At 54.4% G+C, this 11,967-nt stretch carries 13 protein-coding genes; 5 read left to right on the forward strand and 8 right to left on the reverse strand.

Going from position 1 to position 11,967, the window contains the following annotated elements:
- The first annotated feature begins 19 nt into the window (after nt 1–19).
- The 3 genes from OES20_17735 to OES20_17745 all read left to right on the forward strand — a co-directional run bounded on the left by OES20_17735 (nt 20) and on the right by OES20_17745 (nt 1,996).
- Complete coding sequence (locus OES20_17735) at nt 20–766, forward strand: hypothetical protein (protein ID MDH3636536.1); 747 nt, start codon at nt 20–22, stop codon at nt 764–766.
- Between the two features lie 126 nt (nt 767–892).
- Nucleotides 893–1,306: a DUF6524 family protein gene (locus tag OES20_17740; protein MDH3636537.1), complete on the forward strand. Its 414-nt coding sequence runs from the start codon at nt 893–895 to the stop codon at nt 1,304–1,306.
- A 36-nt stretch (nt 1,307–1,342) separates the two neighbouring features.
- Nucleotides 1,343–1,996, forward strand: coding sequence for an alpha/beta fold hydrolase (locus OES20_17745; protein ID MDH3636538.1), 654 nt, complete (start codon nt 1,343–1,345; stop codon nt 1,994–1,996).
- Nucleotides 1,997–2,636: 640 nt separating this feature from the next.
- Here the strand turns inward: OES20_17745 and OES20_17750 are convergent.
- The 7 genes from OES20_17750 to murJ all read right to left on the reverse strand — a co-directional run bounded on the left by OES20_17750 (nt 2,637) and on the right by murJ (nt 10,330).
- Complete coding sequence (locus tag OES20_17750; GenBank protein MDH3636539.1) at nt 2,637–2,930, reverse strand: diguanylate cyclase; 294 nt, start codon at nt 2,928–2,930, stop codon at nt 2,637–2,639.
- Nucleotides 2,931–3,105: 175 nt separating this feature from the next.
- Entirely contained in the window at nt 3,106–4,035 is a 930-nt protein-coding gene (gene ispH / locus OES20_17755; GenBank protein ID MDH3636540.1) for a 4-hydroxy-3-methylbut-2-enyl diphosphate reductase, read from the reverse strand.
- Entirely contained in the window at nt 4,035–4,493 is a 459-nt protein-coding gene (locus OES20_17760; GenBank protein MDH3636541.1) for an FKBP-type peptidyl-prolyl cis-trans isomerase, read from the reverse strand. The genes ispH and OES20_17760 overlap by 1 nt, the downstream gene beginning before the upstream one ends.
- 1 nt (nt 4,494) lies before the next feature.
- Nucleotides 4,495–4,986: a signal peptidase II gene (lspA, locus tag OES20_17765; protein ID MDH3636542.1), complete on the reverse strand. Its 492-nt coding sequence runs from the start codon at nt 4,984–4,986 to the stop codon at nt 4,495–4,497.
- A 15-nt stretch (nt 4,987–5,001) separates the two neighbouring features.
- Complete coding sequence (ileS, locus tag OES20_17770; protein ID MDH3636543.1) at nt 5,002–7,788, reverse strand: isoleucine--tRNA ligase; 2,787 nt, start codon at nt 7,786–7,788, stop codon at nt 5,002–5,004.
- A gap of 40 nt (nt 7,789–7,828) precedes the next feature.
- Entirely contained in the window at nt 7,829–8,773 is a 945-nt protein-coding gene (gene ribF / locus OES20_17775; protein ID MDH3636544.1) for a bifunctional riboflavin kinase/FAD synthetase, read from the reverse strand.
- 6 nt (nt 8,774–8,779) lie between these two features.
- Nucleotides 8,780–10,330: a murein biosynthesis integral membrane protein MurJ gene (gene murJ, locus OES20_17780; protein ID MDH3636545.1), complete on the reverse strand. Its 1,551-nt coding sequence runs from the start codon at nt 10,328–10,330 to the stop codon at nt 8,780–8,782.
- 152 nt (nt 10,331–10,482) lie between these two features.
- On the opposite strand from murJ, the gene rpsT reads away from it, so the two are divergent.
- A complete protein-coding gene (gene rpsT, locus OES20_17785) occupies nt 10,483–10,743 on the forward strand; it encodes a 30S ribosomal protein S20 (GenBank protein ID MDH3636546.1) in 261 nt (86 codons plus the stop codon).
- A gap of 55 nt (nt 10,744–10,798) precedes the next feature.
- Here rpsT and OES20_17790 read toward each other — a convergent pair whose 3' ends face one another.
- Complete coding sequence (locus OES20_17790; GenBank protein ID MDH3636547.1) at nt 10,799–11,413, reverse strand: fumarylacetoacetate hydrolase family protein; 615 nt, start codon at nt 11,411–11,413, stop codon at nt 10,799–10,801.
- A 111-nt stretch (nt 11,414–11,524) separates the two neighbouring features.
- Here OES20_17790 and OES20_17795 point away from each other — a divergent pair, with 111 nt between their 5' ends.
- The gene (locus OES20_17795; protein ID MDH3636548.1) at nt 11,525–11,809 is read left to right on the forward strand and encodes a hypothetical protein; all 285 of its coding nucleotides are present in this window, start codon (nt 11,525–11,527) and stop codon (nt 11,807–11,809) included.
- Nucleotides 11,810–11,967: the final 158 nt, after the last annotated feature.

Raw genomic sequence — 11,967 nt, forward strand, 5'->3', positions numbered from 1 at the left:
AGCGCCGTCACCCCTACCGGTGGTTGAAGGTTGGCATGTTCCGGCCGCGCTCGACGATGACGGCTTGCTGGAAGTCAAGGCAGCGTTCGTTGCGGCTGCCAAAAGGGCGGTTGCGGTCGGATTTCGAACTCTCGAATTGCACATGGCGCATGGTTACCTGTTGCACAGCTTTCTGTCGCCGTTGGGTAATGAGCGCAGCGATGCCTATGGTGGGGATATCGAGGGACGCATGCGCTTTCCCCTTGAAGTGGCCGCGGCAGTGCGTGCGGCAATACCGGATGACCTGCCGCTGTTTGCCCGCATCTCGGCAATCGATGGCAAGGAAGGCGGCTGGTCCATCGAGGACTCTGTTGTGTTTGGCAGACACATGGCTGAAGTGGGTGTCGACGTAGTCGATTGCTCTTCGGGCGGTATCGGCGGTGCACCCCGTTTTCGCAGTGACGATAACGGCAAGCCGCTGACCGCGGATTCGGCGCGCGGACCGGGATTCCAGGTGCCATTCTCCCGTCGGCTGCGTGACGAGGCCGGTATCATGTCGATGGCGGTGGGTGTCATTATCGATCCACACCAGGCCGAAGAAATTCTACAAAGTGGTGGAGCCGACCTGGTGGCGCTGGGTCGGGAGCTGATGTATGACCCATTCTGGCCGCTACATGCTGCCGAGGCACTCGGTGTCGATCCTGATTATCACATGTGGCCTGAGCAATACGCCTGGGCAGTCGATCGGCGCGCCCAGATCAAGGCGCTGAATCAGGGTGACCAGTAGCATTGGGAAAATACCAACACCAGATAGTAGCTGCGTCACTAACATTAATAATCTTTCCAGTGAATAATTAGCAGCTGCGAAATAGTCTGTTAACATAGCGCTTTTTTCAGGCTCCCCGGTGACGATATGGCCCGCAGCGATTTCACTATTGGCAGTTTCTTCCTACGTTTTCTGTTTGCGCTAGCGCTCGTGTTTCTGACCTACAATCCGAGTGGTTACTCGTGGGTAGGATATTTGCAGTCGGATATTGCCCCTGTTTACAAGGCGGCGAGCGGTATCTTACTGTTAATCGGTTGGGTCATGTTCCTGCGAGCGACCTGGCGTTCGCTCGGTCCCATCGGCACGGCACTGGCGGTAGCGTTTTTCGGTATCCTGATCTGGCTGTTTATCGAGTGGGGATTTTTTGCGCTCGATGATTCAGTTGTAATTCAGTGGGTGGTGTTGTTCGTGCTGACCGGTGTGCTGGCTGTCGGCATGTCCTGGTCACATGTGCGCCGCAAGCTGTCGGGGCAGTACGACACCGATGAGATCGAGGGTTAGCACCAAATCCTGTAACTACGCTGTACCGGTAATTTGATGTCGTCCCGGGCCGAAACCGTCATCCTCCTGCATGGGCTGCTGCGCACGGATCGGTCGATGCGTAAGCTCGAAAAAGCCCTGCAAAAGCACGGTTACTCGGTCCAGAACGTCAGTTACGGATCAACCCGCAAAAACATCGAAGCGCTGGCCACGGAAGCGATCGGCTCGGCACTGGCGACCTGCCCAGCGGGGCACCGGGTACATTTCGTGACGCATTCGATGGGCGGTATCCTCGTAAGGCAGTACCTGAGGCACCACGACATCGACAACCTGGGGCGCGTGGTCATGCTCGGCCCGCCCAACAAGGGCAGCGAGGTTGTTGACAAGATGCGCGATTTTCCCGGATTTTATTTTATTCACGGTGACGCCGGGCTCGAACTTGGCACCGGCGCTACCAGTGTCCCCAACAAGCTGGGACATGCAAATTTCGATCTCGGCGTCATCGCCGGCACGCGCAGTGTCGACTTCATCATGTCGCGCATGATTCCGGGCACTAACGATGGTCGGGTATCGGTCGAGAATACCAAGCTCGAGGGTATGCGCGACCACCTCGAGATGGAAGTGACCCATACCTTCATGATGCGAAATCGCAAGGTCATCGACCAGGTTATTCATTACCTCGAAACCGGCAAGTTCAGGCGCGTCAGCTAACACGGCATGAGTGCTGCCTTACCATTGAGAATGGTGCGGGAAGGCTATGACACGTCGAGTATTCTGGGTCCGTGTGCCAGGCATGCATCGGTTGATTTTCAGTCTCCATCCCTGTTGCCGGGCCGCAGGTGCGAGCTTTACCTGAAGTTCTTTTAAGCGAGCAGATTAGGATCTTTTGATCCGGTGCCTTTTCAGAAAACTGTCAATTTTAGTGGCTGCTTGCGTACCGATCACCTTATTTCGTACCTCGGTCAAGAGCGCGAACCTGGCCATTTCTGTCCAGTGGTAGACCTCCCTGTTCTCGAGTTCTTCGATAAGCTGAAGCGATGCCTTAGCAAGATTTCTCTCCCTGCGGCTAAAATGAGGGTCTTCAATAATCCTGGTCAAACTGCGTTTTACGTCAATCATCGCGTCTCCGAGGCAGGCCCCCGCTAAACCATGTCCGGTTTGGTATTACTCAGTTTTACTGAACAGACAATAATGCCATGACAGTAAGTCAATATAGTTGATTTGCAGCAATTTTGTTGGCGTCAATACTCCGGCGCCTGGACCGCTGCTTGAAAGTGCCGAACGGTAAAACGCAACAGATCTCGAATGTCTCCTGTTGCGCGAAAGGGTACTGGATTAATATCAGCGAAGCTTACTGCTGGTGTTTCTGCGCGTACATCAGTTCGTCCCCGGCATTCAATAGTTCGCCGATTGACGAGTGTACGTCAGGATAGAATTCTACGATACCGTGGGAAAAACCAATCTGGTAATCCGGGTTTACCTTCAATTTCCGTTGTTCCAGCCCGCTTTTAAATCTGCTGACAATAGACTTGGCGGTTTTCTTACAGGCATCTGCAAATAAAATGACGAATTCGTCACCGCTCATTCTCGCAATGACGTCGGAATCCCGGGATATCACTTCCAGGTTTTCGGCGAAAACAGACAGGGTTCGATCGCGTGGCTTGATGCCATGACCAGTGCCTGCTGGCGCGCCTCCCGGAAGTTGATCCAGGATTTGTAAAAATCCGGTAGCGGCTGCAGCCTGCCAGCAACGCGATGCAGGCGGCGGTCGGGCAGCGCTTGAAGATTCGGTTCAGGGATTCCTCATGATACAAACCCGTTTATCTTAACAGTTTTGGCAACGGGAAAATCACGTCTTCGGTGAACCCGAGTGCGGATACCTTACCGGCACCGTGCTGCTGTAAAAAACTGATAACGTTCTGCACCAGTAATTCGGGTGCGGACGCTCCTGCCGTCACTCCGATGCAGGATTTGTTTTCAAGCCATTCGGTCTGTATGTCGTCCTCGTTATCGATAAGATAGCCTTCGATCTGTTTATTCTCGGCGATTTCACGTAATCGATTCGAGTTCGAACTGTTGCGCGAGCCAACCACCAGTATCAGGTCGCATTTTTCGGCGAGCTGCTTGACCGCATCCTGGCGGTTCTGCGTGGCATAACAGATATCTTCCTTCTTCGGCCCCTGGATTTCAGGGAACGTCTCGAACAGGCAATCTATGACGATGGCGGTGTCGTCCTTTGATAATGTTGTTTGCGTGACGAAGCGCAGCTTCTGCTGGTCGCGCACCTTGAGATTACGCACGTCGTCGGCAGATTCAACCAGGTAAATTTCACCACCGTTTGAATGGTCGTACTGGCCCATGGTGCCCTCGACTTCCGGGTGTCCCCGGTGCCCGATCAGCACGGTTTCGATTCCCTTGCGACTATAGCGACTGACCTCCATGTGTACCTTGGTGACCAGCGGACAGGTCGCGTCAAAGACCTTGAGCTGACGTCGTTTGGCCTCTTGCTGCACAGCTTTGGAAACGCCATGAGCGCTGAAGATCACGTAATTATCGTCAGGAATCTGGTCGAGTTCCTCGACAAATATCGCGCCCTTGCTTTTGAGGTCGTCGACGACATAGCGGTTGTGTACAACTTCGTGACGCACGTAGATCGGTGCGCCGAATAGCTGCAGCGCGCGCTCGACAATTTCGATGGCGCGGTCTACCCCGGCGCAGAATCCACGTGGGTTGGCTAGCAGAATTTCCATTAGTGCAAGACTTTCGGTTCGGCCGGGTCGTTATCGACAGCAACGATTTTAACGCTGTAACGAACCGTTTGACCAGCGAGCGGATGATTGAGATCGACACGTACTTCGTGGTCGTTAAAGTCCAGTATCGTGCCCGGAAGCGTTTCTCCTTCCTCGTTGGCAAACTCGATGATCAAACCCTTCTCGAGCTCGATGTCCGGGTCAAATTCGGTACGCGCCATCGAGCGAAACAGGGTTTCGTCAATATAGCCAAAAGCGAGATCAGGGCCGATATCAATGGTCTGCTCATCACCTTCCTTCAACCCGATCAACGCCAATTCCAGTCCTTCGGCCATTTCACCGTGACCCAGCGCCACTGTCATCGGCTCGTCGTCGAAGTTGTCTTCGAGCACGCGGTCGTCGGTTAGGCCAATTCGATAGAAAAGCGTTACTCGACTGTTACGTTCTATCATGCTCATGCTACTCGTGCTCAGGTTTTCCGATGCCGGCGAAACTGGTCAGGATCAACAGGGCAGCGCCGATGCTGATCGAAGCATCAGCAATATTAAACGCCGGAAACGGGTAGGAGCCAAGCCAGACCTGAATGTAGTCGATAACGTGACCAAGCATTACGCGATCAATCAGGTTGCCGATCGCACCGCCGAGAATGAGGCACAACGACGCCGCGGTCAGGGTATCCTCGGCCGGTAGTTTCCTGATCCATTGAACGATAACCGCACTGATGACGATGGCAATCAATGTAAACAACCAGCGTTGCCAGCCCCCGGCATCGGCCAGGAAACTGAATGCGGCGCCGGTGTTGTAAGTCAGGTACCAGTCAAAAAACGGGAACAGGTTAACCGCCTGGTGCGGTGTTAACTGCGATTCGGCAACCTGTTTGGCCGCCTGGTCGAGTATGACTACGACCAGGCTGACCCATAACCATCGAAGCTGGGGTGACACGGTTTTCATAACCGGATAGCAACCTCAGGCGTAGCGACGCTGCTCACCATCACCATCTACATTCTCGATGCAGCGTTCGCAAAGTTCCGGATGATTATCGTGACTGCCTACTTCCTCGCGGTGATGCCAGCAACGCACGCATTTTGGGTGGACGCTCGGATGGGCCTGGATCAGGATTCGATTACCGTTGCGCAGCGTTACCACGTCCGCGCTCTTTGTTGAGTCCAGCACGGAGATGCTCGCGGCAGACGTAATCATGACAAATCGTAACTCGTCACTGATAACCTGCAGTTGATCAACCAGTGCCTGGTCGGTGAGAATCTCTACCTCGGCATCGAGACTCGAACCAATCTTCCCCGTCTGGCGCAGTGCTTCGAGTTTGCGTGTCACCTCGGCACGCACCTGCTCGAGTGAGTCCCAAACCGCTGAATCTACCTCGGGATTAGAGTAGGCAAACAGGCCGTCATACCACTCGGCGGTGAATACCCCGAGTTCCGCCCGCGTGCCGGGCATATTTTCCCAGACTTCATCCGCGGTAAAGCTCAAAACCGGCGCGATCCAGCGGGTCATCGCCTCGGTGACGTGGTACATCGCGGTCTGGCAGGAGCGACGCGCGAGGGAATTCGCCTGGGTGGTGTACTGCCGGTCCTTGATGACGTCGAGATAGAATCCTCCCAAGGTTTCCGAGCAGAAATTATGAATCTTTTGAATCGCGATATGGAAATGATAATCGTCGTAGTGTGCTTGCAATGCAGACTGTAGATCAAATGTCTCCGCGACGATCCACCGATCCAGGGCCAGCAATTCGTCGGCGTCAACCAGATCCCGGGCAGGATCGAAACCGTTGGTATTGGCCAGCAGGAAGCGCAATGTATTGCGGATGCGGCGGTAGGAGTCTGCCGTGCGTTTCAGGATTTCGTCCGATATCGACATTTCACCGGAGTAATCGGTAGCAGCGACCCACAGTCGCAGAATATCGGCCCCGAGAGTTTTGGTGACCTTGATCGGCGCAATCACGTTGCCGACCGACTTTGACATTTTCATGCCCCTGGCATCAACGGTAAAGCCGTGCGTCAGCACCTGGCGATACGGCGCCTGGCCGTGCATCGCGCAGGAAGCCAGCAGCGACGAGTGAAACCAGCCGCGGTGCTGATCCGAGCCCTCGAGGTACATGTCGGCGGGAAAAGTGAAGCGGTCGTCCTGCTGCAGGACGCTGTAGTGAGTAGTGCCCGAATCGAACCAGACGTCGAGGGTATCGCCGAGCTTGATGTAGTCGTCAACCTCGTCACCCAGTAATTCGCTCGCCTCGAGTGAAAACCAGGCCTGGATTCCATTTTGCTCGATTCGTTTTGCCACCGCCTCGATCAGCTCGGTGGTGCGCGGGTGCAGCGCGTTGGTTTCGCGATGCATGAATAAAGGGATCGGCACGCCCCAGTAGCGTTGTCGCGAGATGCACCAATCGGGACGGTTTTCGATCATGCTTTCGATGCGAGCCTGGCCCCAGGATGGGACCCAGCGAACTTTCTTGATCTCGGCCATGGCCAGGTCGCGCAGCCCGGCCTGTTCCATGCTGATGAACCATTGCGGGGTGGCGCGAAAGATGATCGGCGACTTGTGTCGCCAGCAGTGCGGGTAGCTGTGTTGAAATTTTTCCACATGAATGAGCGCATCTTTTTCCTTTAGCACTTCGATGATGTGGTCATTTGCCTTGAACACGTGTTCACCGGCAAAAATCTCGGTACTGGGAAGGAAGCAGCCATCATCGCCAACCGGATTGTAAATTTCGAGATCATATTTTATGCCGAGCTCAAAGTCGTCCTGGCCGTGCCCTGGTGCGGTGTGCACTGCCCCGGTCCCCGCCTCGAGGGTAACGTGCTCACCAATAACCAGCAACGATTCGCGGTCGTAAAACGGGTGTTGCAGGCGATGGCGTTCCAGGGCTTCACCTTTAGCGTGTGCGACTGTTTTATACGTATCGATCCCGTAACGGGCGAGCGCTTCTTTCATCAGGCCTTCGGCGAGAAACAGGCGCTCGGTGCCGAGGTCGGTTTCGGCCTGCAGCAGCACGTATTCTTCCGTCGGATTCAGTGCAACGGCGAGATTGGCCGGCAGGGTCCATGGCGTCGTGGTCCAGATTAGCACCGAGATCGGTCCTTCCCCAGGACCATCCTTTTCGATTTCCAGCGCGCTGACAAATGCGGTCTCGTCGATCACCGCGAAACGTACATCGATCGCGGGTGAGGTTTTGTCCCGGTAATCAACCTCGGCCTCGGCGAGCGCCGAACCACAGTCAATGCACCAGTGAACCGGTTTATCGCCGCGCACAACATGCCCGTTTTCGATAATCTTGCCGACCGCGCGCACGATATTAGCCTCGGTATCAAAGTTCATTGTCAGGTATGGCCGGAACCAGTCGCCGAGGACGCCGAGACGGATGAAATCGAGTCGCTGCTGGTCGATCTGTTTGAGTGCATAGTCGCGACAGGCCTGGCGAAACTCATCCGCCTCGACCTTGACGCCTACCTTGCCCAGGTTTTTTTCCACCTGGTGTTCGATTGGCAATCCATGGCAGTCCCAGCCGGGTACGTAGGGCGCATCTTCACCATTCAAGGTGCGTGATTTGACAATCATGTCCTTCAGAATCTTGTTGACCGCGTGGCCGATATGGATATCGCCATTGGCATAGGGAGGACCATCGTGCAGGACATAGCGCTTGCGGCCGACACGGGCATCGCGGATCACCTGGTAAAGATTTTGATCCTGCCATTTCTGCAACCGTTCGGGTTCGCGATTGGCGAGGTTGCCGCGCATCGGGAATTCGGTGTCGGGTAAATTTAATGTAGATTTGTAGTCAGCCAACTGTCTTTTGTCTCTGTTTAAAGAAAGCAATTGCCTTCTCGGTATCGCGCCCGATCCAGGTGCTTAATTCCTCGAGGGAATCGAACTTCTCTTCTTCTCGAATTTTGTGCAAAAACTCGACCTCGACGCTATAGCCATATACGTCCTGATCAAAACCAAGAATATATACTTCGAGAATAGTATCGACGCCATTAACCGTGGGGCGGGTACCGATGCTGGCCACGCCCTGTAGCACGCGATTATCTATTCCTTTCACGTTAACCGCAAATATTCCTTTAACGATCAGGGTTTTATCACCCATCTTGATATTTATAGTCGGGTATCCCAGCTCGCGCCCGAGCTTCTGTCCATGCGCAACTCTGCCCGACAGTGAATAGGGTCGCCCAAGCAGTTCGGCGGCCTTTTCAAAATCACCCCGGTTGATACTGTCGCGGATACGCGTGCTGCTGACGCGCTCGCCGTCGATCATCAGGGTTTCGGTCTCGTCGATCATAAAACCGAAACGTTCGCTGTTGTCTTTGAGAAACTGAAAATTTCCCTGTCGATTCTTGCCGAAGTGGAAGTCATCACCGATTACGAGGTGCCGGGTATTGAGGCTGTCGACCAGGATTTTCTGGACAAATTCCTCTGCGCTTTGTCCGGCGAGTTGTTGATCGAAGTGCAGGCATAGCAGGTAATCGATTTGCTGTGCCTTCAAGTAGGCTATCTTTTCGCGAAACCGTGCCAGGCGTTTGGGCGCCTTGTCCGGCGCAAAATATTCAATTGGCTGGGGCTCGAAAATAATCACCACGGTTGGCAGGGAAGCGCTTGCGGCAACCTGCTTCAACTGGCTGATGACGAGTTGATGGCCACGATGCACCCCATCGAAGTTGCCGATGGTAACCGCGCTGGCGGGTAGCGGGCGCGTCAAATTGTAGAGGCCACGTATTAACTTCATCAAAGATCAGGCGACGAGATGTTGGCGACGAAAACCCATTATCCAAAGCATTATGCCGTAGCACAAGATCGCGGGCAGGATCATCCAGGCGAGCTGGATGAGACGTTGATGCCAGTGCCACTCACTCCAGAGTTCCAGGCCCGGGAGCAGAAATTGAATTACCACGGTCATTGCGATACAGGCGCACAGGATTTTAAGCAAGGGTTTACTGAAAGTTTTGAGTGAGCCCAGGATGGCTTCGTGGCGTAATTCACGCGCCAGCCGGAAGGCGTTGAAATAGGCCGCGGCGCTGGTCGCAAGCGCAAGTCCGACATGCGGTGCGAGAAAGTCGGCTTGCAGCATCGAGACGACGAAAACAACATTCAGCACCATGTTGAATATCATCGCCTGGATACCGATACGCACCGGTGTTTTCGTGTCCTGGCGGGCGTAGAATCCGCTCGCGAGAATCTTGATCAGGATGAATGCCGGCAAGCCAAGGCTGTAAGCCATCAGGCTGTAGGCCGCCATCATTGAATCATGCGTCTGGAACGCGCCGTATTCGAACAGTGTCGCCAGTATCGGTTGGGCCAGCAGGAACAGGCCGAAAGTTGCCGGTACCGCGATGATCAGGGCCAGTTGTATCGCCCAGGTCAGGGTCTTATTAAAGCTATTGTCTCCTTCACTGTAATGTGCCGCGGACAGGTTGGGCAGCACCACGGTTGCGAGCGCGATACCGAACACGCCTAGCGGAAACTCGAGCAGGCGATCCGAGTAATAGAGCCAGGAGACACTTCCGGTAACCAGGAATGAGGCGATAAAGGTATCGAACAGCAGGTTGATCTGCGCCACCGATGATCCGAACAGCGCCGGGATCATCAGTTTGATGATTTTTTGTACGCCTTCGTGGCGCCAGCCCCATTTCGGTCGTGGCAGCAGGCCCTCGCGATACAGGAACGGTAACTGAAACAGAAGTTGCGCGATACCCGCAAGTAAAACGCCCCAGGCAAGCCCCGTTATCGGCACGTCGAGACGAGGGCTTAACCACATGGCACATCCGATCAGGCTGAGATTGAGCAGGACCGGCGTAAAGGCAGGTACCGCGAAGTGCTTCCAGGTATTGAGTATGCCGCCGGCCATCGCGGTCATCGATATCAACAGGATGTAGGGAAATGTCAGCCGCAGCATGTCTGCAGTCAGGTCGAACTTGGCGGGTTGGTCGATGAATCCGGCAGCAAATATCCCGATTAACAGCGGCGAAGCAGCCATGCCCAGCACGCTTAACAACAACAGAATAAAGCCGAGTGTGCCCGCAACCCGATCGATCAAATCCCGCGTCTGTGCTGGCGTATAGTTGCTGCGATACTCGGTCAGGACCGGCACGAAGGCCAGCGAAAACGCGCCCTCGGCAAATAGTCGGCGCAGAAAATTGGGAATCTTGAAGGCGACGAAAAAGGCATCCGCAGCATCACTGGCGGAAAAAAACCGAGCGATAACGATATCACGGGCCAACCCCAGAACGCGGGACAGCAGTGTCATCGAGCTTACCGAGGCAGTTGATTTTATCAGCGCGCTCATTTGAGGGACTTAGTTCGATTTTTTTCCGGCCTGTGCAAGCGGCGAATTCTAGCATTTAAAGTAGCGCTATATCATTCATTTCGGGTTGACAGCTTAGGGAGCAGTGCAGATAATGCGCGCCTCTTTTTTAAGCCCGATACCAGGAGTCAACCTTGGCAAATTCAGCATCCGCACGTAAGCGTGCCAGTCAGGCCGAAAGGCGCCGCAAGGCTAATGCCAGCCGTCGCTCGATGATGCGGACGCAACTCAAGGCAACGGTCGCCGCAATTACTGCTGCCGATAAAAAAGCCGCTGAAGAAGCTTACAAAAAGGTAGTGCCGATCCTGGATAGTTCAGCCACGCACGGCCTGATCAGCCACAACAAGGCCGCGCGCCACAAGAGCCGTCTCAATACCCAGATCAAGGCGCTGTAAGTATTCGATGTAAAGTTAAAGAAAGGCCGGATTTGTTCCGGCTTTTTTTTGCCCGTCACTCGGCCAGCCATTCCCGGCTGATCAGTACCTCGTCCCCGGATTTGATGCGGCCAACGAAGTGGTCCCCGGCAGTCACCTGGCCGACGCCTTTCGGGGTGCCGGTCATGATAATGTCATCGTCTTCGAGTGTCATGAATTGCTGGATGTCAAGCAGGACCTGCCCGGGCTTGTGCAACATCAACTCGTAACCGCCATCCTGACGCAGTTCACCATTAATCTCGAGCTGCAGGGACAGGCTCTCGATTTCGATACCGTCAAGTAGAACAAAATCGCTAAAACAGGCGGCACCATCGAAGGCCTTGGCCCGTTCCCAGGGTAAACCCTTTGCTTTCAGTCTTGACTGCAATTCGCGCCGGGTTAAATCAAGGCCGAATCCGACCGCATGCAATTTTCCGGCGCGTACCATGAAACAGATTTCGCCTTCGTAGTGCAGCGGCTCGTCATGCGTTGCCCGCAGCGTGTGCGAAATCGAAGAGTTGGGCTTGTTGAAAATCACCATCGTATCCGGGGTTTCGTTGCCCAGTTCCCGAATGTGTTCGAGGTAATTTCGCCCGATACAAACGACCTTTGACGGCGTAAAGCTTGCAGACCCCAGTCGAAGACTATTCATAGGCCGTGGAATAATTTTTGTAACAAATTCAAATAAATATTTCTGGTTCAGCCTGGATTAAGACAAGACGCGCTAAATTGGCGGCGTTACCAGGTACAACGGGAGATAGTAATGGTTAACTTGACACGAAACAAACTTGGCTTGATCGCGGCGGGCAGCGCGCTCGCATTGGCGCTGGCCAGTGCTCCGGCAAAGGCCCATCACAACCACAGCATTGTGGGCCCGGCGGTTGCTTTTATTGCTTTGGGGGCGCTGTTGCATCACGGTCACTACAGTCATCACCGGCACAACGGTCATCACTACGGTCATTATCAGCACCACTACAAGCGTCATCGCCGGCATAGCCACAGCCATGGTGGCTACCACAATAAAAGACGTAAACATTACAACCATTAAGAAAAGACGATGAAAACAATCGGGATTCTATTACTGTCGCTGGCATTACTGGGGTATGACCTGCCCGCGGTCGCTGCCGAGCAACAACAAGTCAGCCGTTCCGCCGGCAAGCTCAAGCTGGATCAGGACACCGATTTGTCGCAGCTGCTAAAGATGCG

The organism is Gammaproteobacteria bacterium (assembly GCA_029862005.1).
Lineage (GTDB): Bacteria > Pseudomonadota > Gammaproteobacteria.